Annotated in this window: 9 protein-coding genes; 3 read left to right on the top strand and 6 right to left on the bottom strand. The window is 58.6% G+C overall.

The window, feature by feature from the left end; translation table 11 throughout:
- Positions 1-41: 41 nt before the first annotated feature.
- From V8J82_RS21750 to V8J82_RS21730, 5 genes are all read right to left on the bottom strand, one after another.
- Positions 42-3,470 (bottom strand): hypothetical protein, encoded by a 3,429-nt coding sequence (locus V8J82_RS21750; protein ID WP_339978752.1) that lies wholly within the window; start codon positions 3,468-3,470, stop codon positions 42-44.
- Positions 3,471-3,474: 4 nt separating this feature from the next.
- Positions 3,475-9,975: a CLIPPER-2 domain-containing protein gene (locus V8J82_RS21745; protein ID WP_339978750.1), complete on the bottom strand. Its 6,501-nt coding sequence runs from the start codon at positions 9,973-9,975 to the stop codon at positions 3,475-3,477.
- A gap of 730 nt (positions 9,976-10,705) precedes the next feature.
- Positions 10,706-12,871, bottom strand: coding sequence for a TonB-dependent receptor (locus V8J82_RS21740; protein WP_339978748.1), 2,166 nt, complete (start codon positions 12,869-12,871; stop codon positions 10,706-10,708).
- Complete coding sequence (locus V8J82_RS21735) at positions 12,871-14,181, bottom strand: MFS transporter (protein ID WP_339978746.1); 1,311 nt, start codon at positions 14,179-14,181, stop codon at positions 12,871-12,873. Before V8J82_RS21735 ends, V8J82_RS21740 begins: the two co-directional genes overlap by 1 nt.
- Before the next feature lie 145 nt (positions 14,182-14,326).
- Complete coding sequence (locus V8J82_RS21730) at positions 14,327-14,989, bottom strand: TetR/AcrR family transcriptional regulator (RefSeq protein ID WP_339978743.1); 663 nt, start codon at positions 14,987-14,989, stop codon at positions 14,327-14,329.
- Between the two features lie 202 nt (positions 14,990-15,191).
- Here V8J82_RS21730 and V8J82_RS21725 point away from each other — a divergent pair, with 202 nt between their 5' ends.
- From V8J82_RS21725 to V8J82_RS21715, 3 genes are all read left to right on the top strand, one after another.
- On the top strand, positions 15,192-15,905 hold the full coding sequence (locus tag V8J82_RS21725; protein WP_339978740.1) for an ABC transporter ATP-binding protein: 714 nt from the start codon (positions 15,192-15,194) through the stop codon (positions 15,903-15,905).
- A 30-nt stretch (positions 15,906-15,935) separates the two neighbouring features.
- Positions 15,936-17,072, top strand: coding sequence for a SufD family Fe-S cluster assembly protein (locus V8J82_RS21720; RefSeq protein WP_339978737.1), 1,137 nt, complete (start codon positions 15,936-15,938; stop codon positions 17,070-17,072).
- 371 nt (positions 17,073-17,443) lie between these two features.
- The gene (locus V8J82_RS21715; RefSeq protein ID WP_339978735.1) at positions 17,444-18,481 is read left to right on the top strand and encodes a siderophore-interacting protein; all 1,038 of its coding nucleotides are present in this window, start codon (positions 17,444-17,446) and stop codon (positions 18,479-18,481) included.
- Between the two features lie 185 nt (positions 18,482-18,666).
- Here V8J82_RS21715 and V8J82_RS21710 read toward each other — a convergent pair whose 3' ends face one another.
- Entirely contained in the window at positions 18,667-20,679 is a 2,013-nt protein-coding gene (locus V8J82_RS21710) for a M1 family metallopeptidase (protein WP_339978733.1), read from the bottom strand.
- Between the last annotated feature and the right edge of the window lie 388 nt (positions 20,680-21,067).

Genomic DNA, 21,067 nt, shown 5'->3' with positions numbered 1-21,067 from the left:
ATCCAGACCCAAGCAAAGTCTAAAGCTATATATTCGAGCGTTTAGAAGCGCCCGACCAGGTTGAGGAACAGGCCTTGTGCGTCGTAGTCGATGACAGTGGGATCGCCCGAGACCGAGCCCCATTCAACGCCGCCGCCGATGGAAACGGTATCGTTAATGTGGCGGTAGATGCCAAGGACCGCACCGCTTTCGGTGATATCCGTTTCTTCGGTGTAGAGCATCCGACCCTCGGCCATGACATCCCATTGCGCCAAAACCTCATAGTCAAAGCGCACAACGCCCAAGGTTGCCGTATCGGCAAAGAAATCGTCACTCCCCCGCTCCGCAATCTCCGAGGCACGGAAACCGAGATTGCCGGTCACGGTCAGACGCTCGTTCAGATCGTAATTGGCTCCGATTGAGAACACGGTGGAGCGTTGCTGTGGCCCATCAGTCGCTCCGCTGCCGCTGCGTTGATCCTCGGGGGAGGTGTCCTGAATATAGATCAGCCGTGACAGCACATTCAGCCGCTCATTTGCGATGGGACGATAGGCGTAGCCGATGCTCGCGGACAGATATTCGGCATCCGCCAAAGGCCCTTCCTCGGCGTCCGAGAAAATCGCATCTACATTCGCGAGCAATCGCCAATCGTCAGCCAATTGATAGCTGTAAGACCCCGAAATCGCCCAAGTGTCGCGATCTCGATCTGCGCCGTCACCGTCCTCGGTGCGATACTCCAACCGGACATGGGCGGCGCGATCGTCATCTGGGGACCAGGCAATGCCGAGCGACACACCGAGCCGATCGAAATCGCCGCTATCCCCATCCTCGATCCGCGCGGCCTCAAGACCACCGGACAGAGCCCAGGTTTGGCTGGGCGTGTAGGTCACCCCGTAGACTTGCGTCAGTGAGGTTTCATGCCCCGGTTGCGCATAGACGAATTCGTTGAAGACCCGCACCTGCTCAGAATAGGTGTATGCCGTCCCTGCAACCAAACGACCTCTGTCGCGTTCGCCGGGCTGACGCGAGCGCAGCGTGGGATCCAATGAATAGCCAATGTAAAGTTCGCCATTGTCATTGGGCCGCCAACTCGCCCGGGCATCGGCGGCCAGGCCGCCATCGCCGCCGGAAACTTCGCCCGAAACGCTGACGCGGTCACCGATATTGGCGACGGCCCCGAAGCCGGCGCGGTTGTTGGATGCCAGGCCACCAGACCGGTCCAATGTGCCTTGGGCAAAGGCGTAACCCAAGAAATCTTCGTTTGGCTCATAGGTCAGACGCAGGGCGGCGTCGGTCCGATCACCGGTTTCATCGGGCTCGCCAAGGGTAACCCGGTCCTCATGGGCCAGCGCGGCAGTCACCGACCAAATATCGGTCAGCCGATAGGTCAGGCTGATTTCGCCCTCACTTCGCCGCTCTCCGGTCTCGCGGCTGAAATCCTCAATCGCGGCGCCGAACCGCAGACGCTCGCTGATCCCCAGATCCAGGGTTAGACCATAGAGTTCCTGATCCGCCGCGGTGCTTTCGGTAAGGGTTTCAAAGCCTTCGTCACGGATCTGCGCATAGGCGGTGATACCGCCATCGGCGTTCAAACCCAGATCGCTGAATTGCAAAGCCCCACGCAGCTCAAACGCCATGGATTGATTTGCGACGCCAGCCAATTGCTCAACGCTGGTCAGCCCCCCATCGGTCGATGTTGAACGCCCGAAACCGGGGCCATCGGATTGCGCCAATTCCAATTCGATAAAACTCGCCTCGCCGAATTCTAGCCGGGTATCGACGCTCATCACGTCGTGCCGCCCCGCCCCGGTTTCGTCCGACATAAGCGTTGCGCCCAGGCGCACTTGATCGCCGATCCACCCCTCGGCACGACCGCCGTAGGAGGCATCGCCGATTTCACCGCTGGGGACGTATTCGTATTGCACGACCAGGTTGAACACCTGTTCGTCCCCTGCCCCGCTGATAACGGATCCGTCTTCGCCACCGCTGGACAAGGGCCTTGTCAGGATCACGACGCCTTGCAAGTAATCGACAACATAGTCTTCGCCTTCCACGAGGGTCCGGGACGATGTGACGAAACCTGTCACCGCGTCGGTTTCCTCAACCCGGATGGTGGCTGACCCACCGATCACATCGCGGCGCGATAGAAAATACAGTGATCCGCCGGTACCACGTAGGATATCGCGTTGCGGCAAGCTATCCGGCAAAGCAGCGTAGACAGATGCGCTATAGCGAAGCCGACCGTCGGCGGTGGTTCCCGGGCTGCGCAGGTCGAGCGATGCGCCGTACAAATCGCGAGAGGTACGGATCAGACCCGGCCCTTCGATCTGCGCGGTGAAATCCCCCCATGCCAGCGCGGTCGTATCGGTTTCCAGCCGCAGGTAGACATTGCCCGATGTGGGCGTACTGTCATACCACGTACTGTCATCGCCGTAGGTGGGATAGAGATCTGTTCCGTCCGAGCGGAGCGTATCCAGTACACGCAGGGGATCGCGATCATCCAGCCTGGTAAAGACGTCTTCGAGCGGACCATAAGTTGTGTCGGCAGAAGCGGTCACATTCCACCCTTGTGCCGTGTATCCGTTCACATAAAACGCAGCGCGCCCATCAAGGTAGGTGTCCTCGCTATCGTTCGGACCGCCATGGCGCAGACCGGCGGTGATATCGATCAGACCGGTCCGGAACCAATCGGTTTGGGGCACATGGACATCGCGCAACAAGCGCCGTCCATAGGCGTCGATCTCGACCACATTGTCGCCCACAGGCAGAATACGGCTGACCACGAAAGATCCACTGGCATCGACGGGCACGGCATCGCCACCGATGCGGACCGTGTCGCCCGGGATCGCATTGTTGGCCGAGATGATCACGGTACCGCCGCGCACACGGATGTTGCGGATGGCGGTGCGATCCTCCCCCTCGCCTGGTGCATGGTACAGGCTGGACGCGCCGCCTGGATCAACCGGCCTGTCGGAGCGGTGAAGATGGGCGGGAATGGTTTCATCGAAGCGCCCATTGCCGTCATAAACCCGTAGCGTATAGCCCAGATCCTCCGGGCCGTCGGCGGGCATCACCCAGGTGACGGTGCCATTGGGCCGGATCGGCAATGTCGCGACCTGGCGGCGACCTGGGCGTGTCCGGTCGTAGATTTGCACCTCAGCACGCGCGATGTAGGCAGGATAGTTGGTCGAGGCGCGAAATGTCACCTCGTCCCCGGCTTGATAGACTTGACGTTGCTCTTCGGTCAGCACGTTCAGCAAACGCGTGCGGGCCAACGTGTCGAATTGAACATTCAGATCCAGTAACCGGAATTCCCGATCCACCGGCGCTTGGCCCGGGCGGAATGGCGGCGTTGCCCCGGCAATGGTTTCGCCACCGTAAGAGATTGAGAACCCGGTCTGGTCAAAGTCTTCGGCAACGATTTGACCGCTGGCCATCAGGATCAGCACGGGAGTGATGGCTGTGGTTGCGAATGCACGCGTCATAAACATCGGATCACTCCCCCCGCCGTGTAAGTGTTTGCTCAATCCGCAATCGACCGGTGCCATTGCTGGACCATTGTCGGTTGATCTCCTCGGCGACCCGCCCCATGGCCAATCTGCCCTCGGCAACGGCATCGGGTCCCGCATTGGCGGGCAGGTGGTAGACCAACTCAACGATGGATGGCTCAACGAGCAGGCGCGCCACCATGGAGGCGATGCCATCTCGCATTGGTGCCGACACGGTCGGACCGTGTGCAAAGGCCTGCGCGCTCAGATCCACGCGCATCACCTGTGCCAAGCGAGCGCCGAAATTCATCTCGGTCATCACACCCGGGGTCAGGCGCATCACCCGCGGGTTCTGCGTTGTCATCGTGTAGCCCAGGGGCAATGTCCGCTCATCCAAGCTCAGCAGGAAGTTTGACCCGATATCGGCGGGCAAGGCCGCACAGGGCACTGAGAACAGGCCGTTCTGATCGGTGGTGATTACCAGACCGTCCAACGTCACCAAGCGCACACCCGGCAGGCCGACCTCATCGGTCAGGACCTCGGTCACCTCTTCGATTTTTGCCTCGCCATTGGGGTCTTCGGGGATCGCATTGGGATCGTAGGCATCCTGATAGCCGTCGCCATCGAGGTCATCGAACACCCGCCCAATAACATCGCTGCAATCAAACACGGCTTCCGGCAAAATTCGTATCTCGGCCGTCGCCGGGCCCGCCACCAACCCATAGAGCGGATCAAGGGCGATCGCCGTGTTGACGTAGGTGCCCGGATTGGCGCCATTCAGGATGCGTGCATTCAACCTTGCCGTGACCGTTGAATTCGCAGGAACGGTGATCCCACCAAAGGTGATCGTCTGCCCCGCCACATTCACCGCAAACGATGAGCCCTCGAAAGTGGCCGATCCGTCGATGTAGATGAGGCCTTCGGGCAGCGTATCGACCAGATCCAGATTTGTCGCAGGGAACGGATTGTCATTCCTCAATTGCAATGTGTAGGGCACGATCGTGCCACGCTGCACGACATCGTCAGGAGTGGTCTTGAGCAATGTCAGACCATCGGACGGGTTGGGCGGCTGTGCCGTCACCGTGCTGCTACCCGACACGGTCAGGGCGCTGGCGGCTGGACCATAGGTGCCCGTGGCTGTCGCGGTATTCTCGACCACGCCGAAATTGGCCACATCGGCGGCTGTCAGCGTATAGACAGCCGTGTAGGTGGTGCTGTCCACATTTGTCCCGTCCCCAGCAGCGGCCGGGTTCATCAGCGCAATCGGCCCCCCGGACAAGACGATTCCAGGCAGCATGTCCGTGACGGTGACATCGCGCAGCGGCACATTGCCGGTATTGGTGATGCGGAAACCGTAGAAAATCTGATCGCCGACTTGCACGCCATCATCGAATGCCGACGCATCCGTTATCGATTTGACCAGCTCGATCCCCGGAGCGGCGGGCAGGGTCACGCTTTCGGGATCATCATCGGTTACAGCCGAGCCGGTTGGTGGGTCGCCGGTCACAAATGCAGTGTTCAATCGCGCGCCTTCAGTCAGATCTGAAGGCGTCAGCATGTAAGTGCCCACATATGTCGCGCTATCGATATCACCGGGCGCCATTGAGGCAATCGGGCTGCCCTGCAGCACAAGCCCGGGTAGCGGATCGGTAACGGTCACATCGGTCAACGTAACGTTGCCGGTGTTACGAACCTCGAACCGATAGGTGATCGTGTCGCCGACCTGCGGCGGATTTTGCAGCGCTGAGGTATCTGCGGTTTTGATCACCTGCACGGCCGGGCCATCGGTGATGGTCAGAACCGTCGGGTCGTCATTGCCGAACCCTGTACCCGACATGTCGGAGACATCGGAGCCGATCGGCGGCGTGCCGGTCACCATCGCTTGGTTTTGCAACGTACCGGCATCGATATTCAGTTGGGTCAGCGCATAGCGCCCGGTGACAACACCCGTAATCGTCTGACCCGGTCCGATACTTGCCACAGGGGTGCCCGATAGCGTGATCCCCCGCAATGGGTCCGTCACAACGACATTGGTCAGCGTGACGTTGCCTGTGTTCCGGATCGAGAAATTGTAAGTAACAATGTCTCCCTCGACCGGTGGAGAGGACAATGCGCTGGTGTCGATCTCTTTCAACAACGCGATGCCGGGGGCCAATCCCGCGGTGACCGGCGTTGGATCGTTTTCGCCCGCTTCATCAGCGATATTGTCGCCGTCACTGTCGGTGTCGGTGCCATCATCGCTGGTGTCATTGGCCGTTTGACCCGTAAGCGCGCCGGTGCCTTGGGTCGTCGCCTGGTTTTCGTATTGACCGCCCGAGGGCTGCGTCGGCGGAAGGGGCGATGTGGGCTCGACCCGGATGCGGAAGGCGATGGTACAATTCGCACCCGCGGCCAAGCTAAAGCCCGACGCCAAAACCGTGTTGGTATTGCCATCGTACCCGGCGTTGAAACCACCACAGCTGCCCGATCCCGTTTGCACAATCGCATAAGTGCCCAATGCCAAAGGATCGGTCGCAGGGTTGGCCGGTGTCGCCAAAGTGCCAAATCGTGGCGCCGACCCGGACAGCGGATCATTGACCGAAATGTTGTTCAGTGGCTCGCCACTCAAGTTTTCGACCACCAGGTTAAATGTGGCCGAGAAGGAGCCGTCGGCGTTCTGGACCTGGTCCGTCAGGTCTTTGGCCAAACCAATTGTTGGCGTTGGGATCAATGTGAAGTCGTAATCGGTTGCTGCCGTTCGGTCCGGCACCTGAATGCCGGTGATCGCGTTGGGCGCGCTGGCCGTGCCCCCGCCCCCTGTGCCAGGCGTGTCGATACCGTCTGAGAAAAGCGGGTCAGATGGATCGCCGCGCGTGATCGCATAGGTCCATCCCGATCCGGGCAAGGTATCGAAGATGTAGTTGCCACTTGCATCGGTCACGGCCGTGCGTGTGATCGTGCGACCGTCCGGGTTGGTCCCAGTCAGGGTCATCGTCACGCCCGCAATGCCGGTATCTTCGGTCAGATTTTGAAGACCGTTATTGTCGTAATCCCGGAACAACGTCCCCGCGATCGAGGATGAAACGACCTCGACATCATCAAACGCGGTGACCGGGTTGGTGGTAATGTTGATCGAGTCGGTGGTGACCGCCGCATTGTTGCGCAACGTCTGAGGGTTCGACGTCACCGAAAGAACCTGAACAGGCACCGTTATCGTGGTATTCGTGCCTGCCGGAACATCACCGAGATTACAGATGAAATTTGTACTGCCTGGACCGCCGATACAGGCATTGGCCAAAAACGGCGTGGTCGGGGTGCCGGTCAACACCATTCCCGCCGGAAGCGTATCCGTCACCTGAACGTTCTCAGCCAGAGCCGCGCCAGAAGCGACCACCACACCGATCTCGTAGGTGAATGCCTCCTCCAATGCGACGCTGGTGGCAGAGGCGGTCTTGGTGATGCTCAGATCGGTGATCGTACGGACCGTCGTGTTTTCCGTGTTGACGTTGTTGCCCGTGTCACCATCAAGACCGTTCAGGGTTTCGAATGACCTGACCTCAACTCTGTTGTCGAAATCGCCACGCGCGACACCCGTCATCTCGACCTGGAACGTAAACACCTCGTCTTCGCGCAAATCCGGCAGATCACAGACCAGCGTGCCGCCGATATTATCCGAATCCACCATGGAATCGTCGCAAGAGCCGCCACCGCCGATGATGAAACGGACATATTCCATCCCCGCATTTGGCAATGTGTCGATGACCTGAATGTCTTCGGAGGTGGATGGCCCAAGATTGGTGACGGAGATCGTATAAAGCGTGTTGTTGCCCAGACCCAGTGGATCGACCGTATCGTCTTTGTTGATCAACAAGTCCGATGCCGCCGCAGTGACGGTGGTCTGTGCCGACGCCGTGTCGGTTTGATTCCCCTCATTGGGGTCTGCCCCTTCCTGGGGTGTGTCGGTATCGACCTCCGCGGTGTTGACCAGCGTTGTGGGCCCTGGAACCTGGGCATTTGTTGGCTGTAGCGTGATGGTCAGTGTGCGCTGTTCGTTGTTGCCGACACTGCCGTAGGAACAGACGATCTCGTTGTTGGGTGCGGCCGGGACAATGTCGTTCTCGGCAAACGGCGTCGTACATGTGCCCTGGGGCGAGACCGCCGATATGAACCGGGTGCCTGGGGGCAGGCGGTCGGTAATGGTGAAGTTGTCGGCATTCGATTGACCCGTATTGACGACAGACCCAACGATGGTGAACACAACGTTTTGCCCGGCTTGCGTGGACGGTGCGCTCGATGTCTTGGTGACCGTCACCTCCGTCAGGCGGTTTTGGGTGAACGACGTCTCATCAAAGTTGTTGCTTAGATCCGGGTCTGGTGTCGTGGCGGACACGATATCCGCGCGGTTCGGGATCGTTGTCAGATTGGTACCGTGGCGCACTTGCACCGTCACAATCGGACAGGTCGATCCCGAAACACAGGGCGCCAGAGCATCCGCGGTACAGGTCAGCAGGCGTTCGCGACCGCCCGTGGAAGCGGTGGAGCAGCTCAGATTTGTCGCGATGCCGTTGGGATCAGCGATCGAGAAATTGTCGAACCCGGGTTGTGCACCAGTGTCGCGATCGTTGATCAGGTTTTGGAACCGATCGGTTAGCGTCACATCCAAAGACGACGCTGGCGGTATCGTTGGCGGATTGCCGACGTCGTTGTTGACCAATTCCAGCGTGTAGGTCTGCAATTCACCGGCATTCAGAGGATTTGAGCCGGTGATGTTCTTGATCACTTCAATATCTGCAGACACGCCAGGTTGACCGCTGCCGATATCGAATGTGTCCGTGTCATTGCCGGGGTTTGAATCCGGGAAACTGGGATTGGTCGTTTCAATCGCCATCCGGTTGGTGAATGAGCCATCGGTATTGGCAGTCAGAACCAGATCGATTGTGTCAGCCTCGGCATCCGCGGCTAAGGGCGCGGCCTGGGTGTAGGTTCGGGTGCATTCGACTTCGTCTAACGGTCCCGGCGCGGGCGAGCCCGGTATCAGAATACAGCTCCATCCGGACCCGGTGGCAGAGACAAACGTAAAGCCGCGTGGAATGGTGTCGCGCACGGTCAACGTTCCGAAAAATGGGGAATTGCCCCGGTTCGCAACGTCCAGCGTGAATGTGTAATCTTGGCCGACAACGGCCAGGGCGGGGCTAGGTCCGCCCTTATTCGCGACCAAGTCAATTTCCTGATCCAGGATCCGCGTGGTCACGCTGTCCTGGTTGTTGCCGGGAACTTGGTCCGCTGGACCTGTCGATGTCACATTGACGACGCTGACCGCATCACCGTCTGCGACCGCCGTTGTTGGGATCACGATGGTGCCGAGCGACACCATATTCCCCGACGACGCGTTGGCGGGCAGAACCCGCGAAAAGGTCAGATCATTGCCGTTTTGCGTGATGGTCCAACCGGGTGCCACGATATCGCCAGGCACAAAGGTGAAGTTTGGTGGGACGGTGTGTGTGACCGTTACCGTATCGGGCGCATCGCCGGAATAGACAGGTGTCAGCGTGAATTCGACGGGAGAGTTTTCCAGCACCTCAAAGGGGGTGTCGCGCGAAATCGTTACCGACACGTCGGTGCCTGTCGTGATCAGCATCTGATCGGTCGAGGTATCGTTGCTGGCCACTGGATCGCCGGGAGAGTCTCCGTTTACATTCGCCGTCGCCGACACGTCCGAGCCAGATCCCGCCACAACGGCTGCATCAAAGGTGAATGTCGAGCTGGCGCCCACGGCGAAGGTTGACGTGATCGTACAGGTTACCGTGCCGCTACTCTCTGCACAGCCCGCTGGCAAATTCAGATCCGCGAGACCCGACGGAACGGCAAAGGTGAAGTTGTATCCATTGGAATCGTTGGGGCCGAGATTTTCGACATCAACGTCGAAATTGATCCGTCCGCCAGAAACGGCCGTGGGCGGAAGGTCGATTTCAATCGATAAATCCGCGCCCGCGCGAACCGTGGTGGTTTCCGTCAGGCTGTTGTTGGTGCTGCTGCTATCGACCCCGTTCACGTCCAGAACGGTCATCGTCAGATTATAGCTTTGCGGCGGGCTCGCCGGCGCTTCGGTCAACAATTGTGGTGTAAATCCAGCTTCCTGCAACGTCGCGAGGGGCGGCACGTCACAAATTACCCGTTCGCCCGCATTGGCAGGCAGTGGCGTACCGCCTGTAAACGGTGCCGTCGCCGTTGATGCAACAACCCGGCAATTGTTGATGACAGGACCTGAGCTTGGTTCGAGAGTTCCGGTCAAGGTCGTCAGATTTGGAACCGTGAACTCGATCCATGTTGCCGGAGCAGCGGAGCCGTTGTTGGTGACCGTCGCTGGGTAATCGACGGTGCCACCGGCTGGGATAGGGTCTGTTGCATCCGAGTAGTTGAGCAACCAATCGACGCTTTGCGCGTGCGAAGGGCCAGCATAGCCGAGCCATGTCATCACCGTGATGATTGTGGCCAGCAGGACCCGCAGCGCGACACTTTGCCATTCCACGGACACATTTTTAGACGCCGCAGAAATGCGGCGACCAGCAGTCGCACCTTGATAACGCACCCAGATCCCCCGATCCCCAGAAGCCGCCTATCCTACGGCTGAATCATCAATATGTGATGTGTATACAGGTTATTTGTATACAGGTGATGTGTGTACAGGTGTAGTGCAAGGGGATTTAACGCGGCAAACGGTGAGAGCAACTTTTGGATAAGCAGAGGCGAGTCAGATGCGAAGCGTGACACAAAAGCATCAAAAAAAGGTGCTCTTGCATCTGGCGAAGCCAACGTTCTGGCGACGAATAACCAATCACCGTCTTTAATTAGGTTTGCACGTCTTTGCGATACAACGAGAGCCGCAATCGGGCAAGGTGAACTGGTCATTTTGTCCACATTACCCGGCGAATCGATGTTACACATACGCAGCGCGCGCAACCGTTTCTTCGACAGAAAGGGTCAGGTCTTCAGGTCGAAACTCTCGGATTTGGACGTGAAGAGCTGATCAAATCTCGACTGAGCCTGATCTGTGCTCGTGGTATGGTCTGAGGTGGGAATGGCTTGCGCACAAGACGCAAGCCATGCTCGAAACCATGAATGGGTCAGTCACTTAGACATTCTGTTTGGGCGATCGGAGCTTGTCTATCATCCCCTGATATCAAACGCATTTAGACGGCCACACGCCGACAATATGCAACGCGTATTTGCCTCTATGCGATGCTATCTGCCCGACCGGATCAGAACTGAATTGTATAGCTTGCGAACAGACGGCGACCCTCATCTGCGACGGGTATGTTGTTGCCCGTCTCACGCGAAATTCGAACGACCGATGCGGTGGGATTCAACTGGTCCGTATCGAACAAATTGTCGACGCCAAAGCCGAACTCACCGCTGCCCAGGGGCAGAGATCCGCGGAGATTGATGCGCGTGGTCTCTTCCAGATCGGACAGGCCTGCATGGGATCGCTCGCCCGTGTAAACCAGCTCTCCCGACACGTTCAGACCATTGGCAAAGGCATAATCGGAATAAATCGTCGCCGTGAACGGCGCGACAATACGGTTGTTGGGCAGCCAGGAGTCAACCGATCCGTCGCCATCGTCGTCAAACCGACCCTCGGTGAATGCGGTGATCAGGCCCATGTTCCAATCATTGCTCAGCCTGTAATCCGCGGTTGCCTCGAACCCCCAAATCTCCTCCGCCTGTTGCGACAGCGCATTCGTCGCCGGATCAAACACCGTACCCTCATCTGAGGTAGAGAAAAACGCCGAGGCCGTCGCGGCGAGGACCGGTGTATTGTAACGCACGCCAACCTCAATCGTATCGACGATTTGAGCCTCCGGTGCGATCGATCCAAATGAAATCGTCTGCCCTGAAGCCGTCGGATCGTCGGTCACGGCCCGACGTGTGAATGCGCCAACATCCGGCAAAGAAAAGCCCTGGGAATAGCCGGCGAATACATCAAGCTCATCCGTGGCGCTCCAGACCGCCCCGATGTTGAACACCGTGGCATCGTAGTCGAAATCGCCACCGGTCACATTCAATGCAGGCAATGGAATGGCCACGCCGGAGCGCAATTCAATGGCGTCAGGACGCACAAAGTCCTCGACCGTCAGATCGAACCGCTCATACCGCACCCCTGCGGAGACTTCGAACGCGTCCCCCAAGGGAATGTCGATTTGCGCGAAGGCCGCATAGCTCGACTGATCCATCGGGGCGATGATGGGCGTGCCGTCCAGTAATTCCGTTGTGATCTCATCACGGCCAAGATCCACGCCCCAGGTCAACAAACTGCCATCCAGCGCACCCGACAAATCCGTACGTACCGTACTGCGAAGGCCGTAGGTGAATGTCTCCAACACCGATTGGCCGTCGGGCCGTTGCGCCGTGTCCGTCAAACTGATCGGATAATAAAGCGGATTTGCGGCCTCGTCCGGTTCCACCAAAGCAGCTTGGCGCCTGTTGTCGGAGGCATAGGCCTGAACCTCAACGTCCCCGATGGCCAATGCATCATTGCGCCAGGTCAGGGTGAAGGCCTGCGTATCGTCCGTGATCGGCTCACCGGTATAGGGCCGATCCGTCACGCTGACCGGTGTCATGCTGTAATCGGTGAAGAAGTCAATATCCTGCTCGAAATAGCTTGCATCAAAGCGCAGATCGATCTCGTTCGCGCCCCAGGCATATGCTGCAGCCAAGCCAAACTGATAGCTTTGATTGTTGTCGCCGCCGCCCTGGCCAATGATCGGATCATTGGGGATCAACCGCCCTGCCCCGTCAAACCGGTCGCCCATACCCAGAGTGCTAAGCTCAAAACGCAGATCAAGATCGCCAAGGCTCGTATTGTGTCCGATGGAGAACTGGTAGCCTAAGCTATCGGCAGCGTTTTCGGGCTGGACAGACAAGCGCGTGGTCACGCTGGTGCCCGGCTCCCCATCCGCGCCGCGCGTGATGACGTTGATCAAGCCGCCTGTGGCGCCATTGCCAAGCTGCGCGTTCGACCCGCGAATGACCTCGATCCGCTCGATGGACTCGGGGTTGATCAGCGCCAGTTCGCGGTCAAATCCGCGTAACTCGCTGGTTCGCGCCACGCCGTTGATCAGGATCTGCAGATTGCGGCCTCGCATCGTCTGGCTCGCCCCGCCAATTGTCCCGTTGGAGGGCGACAGCCCCGGAACGAAATCGGACAAAACACGCTCCAGCGATTGTCCATCCCCGGCCCGGCGCAGGATGTCTTCACGTTCGATGACCTGCACCGCACCGGGGATCGAGGCCACTTCGCTGTTGTTGCGGAAGCTCTCCAAGACGATGCGGCCAAGCAATTGCGGCTCATCGGGATTGGTTTGGGCCATAGCAGGTATGGCCACCGTCGCTGCGACGGTGGCACATGCGAAGCACTTGAATATCATCAGGGTTCCCCTTTTCCAGTGTGTAAGACCGGTTGCTGGGGCGCGAGCGCGGTGGCTTCGGTGCTTTTGTTAAGAAGGTGCATTGCGATCAGGCCAGTGAAGACCGACAGCACGGTAGCGAGCCAGAAGACGGGCGCATATCCAAAGGCCTCGGCCAATCCACCGGCCAGCATTGAGCCGCACATATAGACCAACAGATTGGCGCTTGAGAGAGTTGTGAAATCGGTGCCCGCCTGGTTCAGCGAGGCCACACGCATGAAGGCCGTGTAAAGCCCGACCAACTCCATATAGCGATTGGCCGTTTTCAAGAAGGACAACGCGACCAAAACAGCATCGGGCAGGCCCCAAACGGCGGCGATCCCATAGCCTGCGAAAATCAGGAAGCGCATGACCAAGATACCGACGAAGAAGGCGGCCAGGCCAAAACGGCGGATCAGGATGACACCCAGGGCCGCGCCACCAAGGCCAACCGCGGCCGCGGATCCACCGGAAATCAGGCCGATCTGCGACAACGAAAACCCATGATCGACCAGAAAGGACTGCTCCAGCGCTTGGATCAGACCTTCGGGCAGCCGAAAGATCATTGCGAAGGCCACCATCGCCCAGATGCCAGGCCGCGCCAGAAACGCGCGGATACTCGGCGCTTTTGCAACCATCGTCACAGGGCGGCGCCCCACATGCTCGGGCAATAGCAAAAACGGCACCACCGCGATCAACGAGGCGACACCCGCAACTAGAATAGAGAGCTGCCAGCCAATTGCATCATGCAGGATCAGCGTGCCAGTCCCGCCCGCTAGGACACCGATGGCGACAGACCCGCTTTGGATCGCATTCCCGCCCGCCTGCTTATGTTTGGGCAGGTGTTCGACCGCGTATCCATCGCTGGCGATGTCTTGCGTGGAGGCGGCAAAGGACATCAACAACAGGATCGGGAACAATGCGGATAGATCCTCAGCGGGATTCAGTGTCGACAGCAAGACAATCCCAAGAACCACAAGCGCCTGGGTGATCAAGACCACGCCTTTCCGCCCGATGGAGGGATGCCGAGACAGCCGGTCAACCAACGGCGCCCACAACGCTTTGAGCACCCAGGGCAAAAGTAGGATCCCAAGTCCACCAATCGTGGCCAGATCGACCCCGTAAGAGCGCAAGATGGGCGGAATCGCCGCCGCAACGAGGTATACTGGGATGGCTTGAGCGACATAGAGCCCGATCAAAACCGGCCAGAGACGACGGTCCAAGGACTCCTGCCCGTCAACGCGGGGGGCTGGCACCGCCTGCCCGTCCGGCACGTCACTTGCATTCGCCATATCTGCGCTGCCCCACCGGTCTCGCTGCATTCGGCGGAGGGTTTAGACCGATTTACCAAGAGGCACAACAAAAAGTGAGCATAAGCTCATAAAATCCAGAAACACGCTCTGTGCCAATGCTTTAGATTCCGAAACAAGTTTTTGGTCAGTCGGCGGCGCGTCGATCCACCCCTGATAACCGGTCGAAATCAAACACCAGCAAGGTCACCTTGCGACACCAATTCAAGATGTCATCGCGATTGGGGGAAGCTTCGGTCGCCGAGAGAACCTCAAGGCAAGCGATTGTGACTTGGTTCAGCAACAATGCAGCCTCGCGCCGCACGGATTCTGGCGGGCTCACGCCAAACTTGTCCTGCAAAGCGAGAATGCGCTTCACGACCTCCTGCTGATGCGTCGCCTCCAACTCAGCCAATTGCGCAGAACTCGCCATCGCGTTGCGCAATTGCCAGTTCGAGATGGAGTTCAGGCTCGTGTCGCCACCAAGCGCCTTCAGCACCGCCTCGACACAAGCCGCCTTACCCTCGGCCGGATCCACCTCTTGATAGACACGATCCAAAGAGGCGAGCGTTTGCGCAAGCCAGCGCTTGTAGAGCTCGTAGAAGATCGCCTCTTTGTTGGGAAAAAACTGATAGAGCGAGCCGATGCTGATCCCCGACATCGTGGCAATCGCATTCGTCGTCACCTGATCTGCGGGCGATTCCGAAAGCATTTTCAATGTCGTCGTCAGGATAAGCTCGATCTTTTCCTTCGACCTACGTTGCTTGGCTTCCTTCCTCGGCGAAAGGATGGCTTGGGATGTCTGGGTCATGGTCCAAAAAATAGCAGATTGCGATGATCATGCGATGGGCGCCGCAGGTTGGCACAGGCATCAAAGGTGACAAGGCGCGCTGTCTCGTCAACCCAAAAGACCCCGATCCCTGCTGCGCCAAGCGCCAAACCCGTTTGACATAGATCAGGGCATCACGTCATCTTTCGGTATCTGATCAATTTAGTCAGGAAAGGATGTTGCGATGCTGGAAGTCAAAGATCTGACCGTCGAAGTCGACGGCAAACCTGTTCTAAACGGTGTAGACTTGGCGCTGGCCGAAGGCGCGCTGCATGTCTTGCTCGGCCCCAATGGCTCGGGCAAATCCAGTCTTCTGGCAACGATCATGGGGCTGCCGTCCTTCAAGGTGACGGGCGGCGATATCCTGTTTGATGGGCAATCGATCCTACACCTTGGCATCCATGAACGGGCCAGCCTGGGCGTTGGGATGGCGTATCAACGGCCGCCCAGCCTCGACGGCGTCAAAATCGACAGCTTCGCCGCCGCGTTGGGCGCAAGTGACAGGCTGGCGCAAGCGGCAGAGGCGCTGGACCTGACGGAATTTCTGGACCGCGACATGAATGTCGGCTTTTCCGGCGGAGAGATCAAACGCTGGGAAATCCTGAAACTCACGCTGCAAGACCCACGGCTGCTTTTGTTCGATGAACCCGAAAGCGGCGTTGATTTGGAACATGTCATCGCCGTGGGTCAGGCGATCCAACGGGTCGTGGCCGCACCGGATCATAGGGGCCGGATCTGTTCGGCCTTGGTGATCACCCATACAGGGTTGATCCTGAACCATGTCGATGCCGATCAGGGCCACATCATGAGAGAGGGGCGCATCGTCCATTCGGGCGATCCCCATGAGATTTTCAACCATATCCGGACCAAGGGCTACACCGTGCCAGATGCCGCTTGACCCCGCTCAATGACAAGATGGGAGACAGAGATGGACGACACGACCAAACACATCGCCGATGGCCAGATCCGTGGCGATTTAAGCAACGAGGAACGCGATATCCTGCACGAGGTCGGGTTTGATGATCCGGGGTCTCGGGCGGCAACGGGTGTGCTGGCCGATCACAAGATGAAAATTGCGCTCAGCAATGATCCAGGCGTTGAAATCATGCCGCTTGCCGCAGCACTCAGGACTTATGAATTCGTTCAGGATCTGATGTTTGGACTGGTGGACCGAGATGCGAACGCACACATTTCCTTGGTCGCCGAACATATGCACGACCCGCTTGGCCATTTCATCTGGGTCAAACCGGGCGCTAAGGTGAGCCTGCCGGTACAAAGCTTCAGCCTGCTGGAAACCCCGCAGGCGCGGCAATTCACCCATGACATCACGCTGATCGATGAAGGCGCCGAGGTCGACATGATCTCAGGCGCAGCGGTGCCGTCGTCAGTTCACAGGGGCCGCCATATCTCGATTGGCGAGACCTATATGCGCGCCGGAGCGTCGTGCAAATCCGTCACCATCGAGCATTGGGGGACGGATATGGAGGTCTATTCCTACGGCTATTGCCATATGGGCCCCGGGACGCGGAATGACTCGACCGGGATCATGATGGCCCCAATCGCCCATCATACCAGCCGCTCTCATACCGTGCTTGAGGCCGATGCAAAGGCGACCTCGCAGGCGATTGTCTTTGCCCCCGAAGGCACCCACCGCGTGATTGAAACAGAAACGCAGCTCTCTGCGCCCGGGGCAACCTCCGAAGATGTCGCCCGCATGGTGTCCGCCGGTGGACAGATCGTCAACAACGCGCTTTTGATAGGCGGAGCCTCCGGCACGAATGGGTTCCTGGGATGTGACGGCCTGAAGCTTTCGGATGTCGGTGAGATCATAGCCGTTCCCGCGCTGCGCGCCATCGCAGAAGGCGCGATGCTCAGCCATGAGGCGTCGGTTGGCATGATCGACAGCAATAAGCTCACCTATCTGATGGCTGCGGGGCTCGATGAAGACGCCGCGCGCAACCTGATCATTCGCGGTTTTCTGTCCTTGGACGACAGCGCCATTCCCGAACGGCTGCAGGATCGCGTCACCGCGATGATAGCACAGGCAAAATCCGGCGGAATGTAGCCCGATTTCCCCGCGACGCGTGCGCGAACTCGGGCCACGCATCGCGGGGCGCAGACCGCCAAACGAGTGGTGCCAAAACATGAGCGAAACACCATGCTGTGTGCCTGTGGCCCGTCGCTATTGCTTGACATAAGCAAGAAGCCCAGTGTTATTCACTCGCGCCAGACCGGCGATACGCCATCAAGCTCTCATCCCCATCCGCAACCAAGCGACCCGCTACCAAAGCGGTCTCTGACGCTGAGAGCTTGCCATGCTCAAATTGAAGTCCATCCCCGTTCAACCGCTTTTGCCGATCTCAGATGCGCCATCCAGACCTGACTCACACCCTGTGCAGCCGCGTGATCCCCATCTGATCGTGGTCTGAGATCGATATGACCAAGCACCACATCTATACCGATCTCTCCGGCCTGACTTTCGATGTGATGCAGGCATTTCTTATACATGAAGCGCGTGCACATGAACTTGACGTGGTTCACAACACGGTCAACCGCATCTCCGTCGAAACGCTGTTGGGTGTGATCGATCTGCGCGTTTTGGGCAACGCGCATCTCCGTCTGAAAATCGGCGCGCAAAGCCTTGGTGACATGCATATCCTGCGCGATTCCGTTGTCTCACATATTGTCGAGGTGTTTCCTGCTACGGCCCAAACGATCCGCTGGTCGGACGCGCCGCAACAGGGCGAATATCCCCCGAAGTTCCAATTTGCGACAGTGCTTGGACGGCGCGACGTTTCGGTAGATTTTGTGCGCGTAATTTTGCGATTGGACCGGTCCGAGAGCTTCACCGACAAAGCCATCCATTTTCGGTTCGTGCTGCCTAACCCAGACGATCCCGCGCCGATTTGGCCTGCGATGCGGGAAAACGGAACGACCCTTTGGCCGCAGGACGACAAGGCGCTGCATGTACCGGTCTACACCATCCGCACGCAACGCCAAGACGAGGTAGAGGTCGACATCTTTCGCCACATGGGGGGGCGTACCCTCGCCTGGGCTGAGGCCGCCGCAATCGGGGATAGGGTCGCAATCATGGGTCCTGGGGGGAGTGGGGTGCTGGATCGTAACCGGGTTATCTTGGCTGGAGATGCCACCGCCTTTCCCGCAATCGCGCGCCTGTTGGATGCCCTGCCCACCCATGCAAAGGGCCATGTCTTCTTACGCGCGCCCGGTCGCGCGCGCGACTACCCGATCCATCCCGGTGCGCAGATTAACCTGACCTGGCTAGACCCGGACGACCCAGACGCCCTGCCCGAACGGACCGCGCGAGCACTCCGCGCCGCACCGGATCATTTCCTCTGGTTTGCAGCCTCCAAACCCGAGGTCGCTGCGTTCCGCGCGTTGATCGCCGATCTCGATATCGACAAGTCAAACAAATACGTCGCGCAATTCTGGTCGCCAGAAGCAAGCAGCTAATAGATCAACATGGTCGGGGTTTTCTGTACGGCTGCTATCCACGCCACCCGGCAACACCGCGCCGGGTTCGCGGCACGCCTCTGCAAGCTCGGAATCCGATCAGACAAATCCGTCACTTATCATGATCATTGGGTGGCCCATGAGGCGAAGACAGCCCGAAGACCACATTCCGCGCGACGCCCGATTTACTCCGTAGAAGAGATATCGAGCAAAATGGCAGCTGCATCCGCAGGCACCGGCCAGACGCCGCTTTGGATAGCCTCTCCATTCTCGAACGCGACGTAGCTGCCACTGGTATAAAACCTCAAAGCGCTTAGATCCGTCTCCAAATCCTCAAGCGCGTCAAACATCAGAAATCCCCAGAGGCGACCGGTGTCATCCCGTTCGATCCAGAAGCGTGTCGCCCCTTGTTCGGCAATCTCCGGCATGGGTCCCAAATGTGACGGGCGCAGCATCGCAACATCGCCGGCATACCCGACGATCAGCGTCGGCGAGGTATCGCCTTCAGGAAGCCTGTCTTGCCAGACAAGTTCGACGTCGCCGGTAAGCGGCGCCAGTATTTCAGAGAGAATGCGGCCGCTATCTTCGATATGTGATGGCGAGACGGCTATGATTTGACCGGTCCTGTTCAGGGACCGCAGGATCGGCGCCAATTCTCCCGCAAGAGGTCGCCGCACCAAGTTGAAATCAGGATCGAGACGCACCGATCCCGGCGGTTCTGACAGGGTAAATGTCACCGAAGAAGACGTCTCTCGGATGCGGGCGGTGTAGATCTGTTCGCCCGACGCCGTCTCTAACACAATCGGAATGCGCAAGCGGTAGGCTGGCGCGCTTTGCTCGATATCGAGCGTCACCTCATACGACCCGTCGCCGCTGTTCCGCACATCCGCATCGGCAATCCAGATCTCCGGCAGGCCGGACCGGCGAACCCATTGTTCGAAGAACCAATCAAGCTCGCGGCCGGACGTCTGCTCAAAGGCCGTTTGCAAATCAGACCAACTCGCGATGGCGTGTAAATTCGCCCGATAGAACCTTTGAATGCCGAGACTAAACGTGTCATTCCCAAGTTCAGCGCGGAGCATGTGGAAGACCAACGCAGCCTTCCCATATCCTTCGCTTTGATCGCCTGCATGAGAGCTTGAGCGAAATGCCGTCAGCGGACGCATCTTATGGTCCGGCAAACTCGCAAGGTTCCGGATCCAATTGATGCGCACATCCCGCGCTGTCTGCGCGCCAAGCTCCTCTGCCAAAGCGTAGTCCGCCTGAAATGTCGTCAGGCCTTCGGCCCAGTTGCCCGTCGCATAATCCACCCCGACCGCATTGCCCCACCAGCTATGCAACACCTCGTGGGCGAGGGAACGACCGGTCATGTAGGAATGGGCCAGAATGTCCCGGCTGACGTAGGTCAGCCCGGCAAATCCAAGACCAACTGGCATGGTCGAGGATACAACCGAAAAGCCGCCATAGGGGTAGTCCCCCACCTCCGCCTCGTAACGGTCGATATATTCGGCGACGGCAGACAGATAGCGCGGCGATAGCTCCGATGCTTCCGGCTCGAAATACGTGCGCAGGCGAAGGTCATCATGCAGCCTTTCGGTCACCTCGTAAGGTCCGGTGAACAACGCAAGATCCGTGCTGTGGCCCCTGAATGCAAAGCGTGACCGCGTTTTGCCGTCTTCCGAACTCTCCTCCATCAACGTGCCGGTTGCAGCTATGCGCTGATCTTGGGGAACGGATATTGTGAGGACGTGGTCTCGTATTGCAGAGCGCTCGAATGGAAACCAGATCGCACCGATCACATATGTGGCCTCCGGGCGGGAGGCCGCCGCGACCATGGGAACATCCACCGGCGGGAATGAGACGGACATGGTGGCGCGAATGTCCTGCTGTTGGTGGCTATCGGCCTCAACCACACCATCCGATACGGTTTCGACAGGCACCGCCTGCCCCGCCACCGTCAGAGAGTCGATTGTCAGCCATTCTGCGTCCGGGAGGATGACATCGCCTTGCGGCGCCTCAAGCCAAGCATCGGCCACGAAAATCCCCGTCTCCGGGCTGATTTCGATACTCAAAGCAACATCTAGCGCGTCGGGTTCGGTCGACATCTGCGCCAAAGTCACCGTCGGAGAAACCAAAAGATACGCGCCGAGTGCAACCAGCTTTGCTTTGGTATCGAAGCGAAGAATGGACCAAGTCATTTATGCGGTTCCCCCATGAATACGGGCTTTGAGGGCGATCTGTCGGCAGATCGCAATCGTCTCTCGCAGCGCGCTGCCCGCTCAAGACGTCGAGAACTGGCATGCTCATTCTGACGCGGATCGTATTTGCAGGCACGCGACCCGATCTTGATGGCTCGCGGCAAGAGATCTTTTAACGGTAGGGTCCAGATACCAGACGGCGTTCGTGTGGGGACGTCAGCATATGCCGCCATGGATTCTGTTTCGCGATAGGTGTTGGACCGCTAGGCTATCCTGGCTTCACAAGCGAAGCAGGTCCGGGATGCACATTCAAGATCTTAGTTGATACCAGGCTATGCATCGCTTCGCCTGACTTGCTTTGCATTTTCGCGCCCTTGCGCAGAATGCC

The sequence above is a fragment of the Gymnodinialimonas mytili genome (genome assembly GCF_037544085.1).
Taxonomy (GTDB): Bacteria; Pseudomonadota; Alphaproteobacteria; order Rhodobacterales; family Rhodobacteraceae; genus Gymnodinialimonas; species Gymnodinialimonas mytili.
This window is presented reverse-complemented; position numbering and strand designations above follow the sequence as displayed.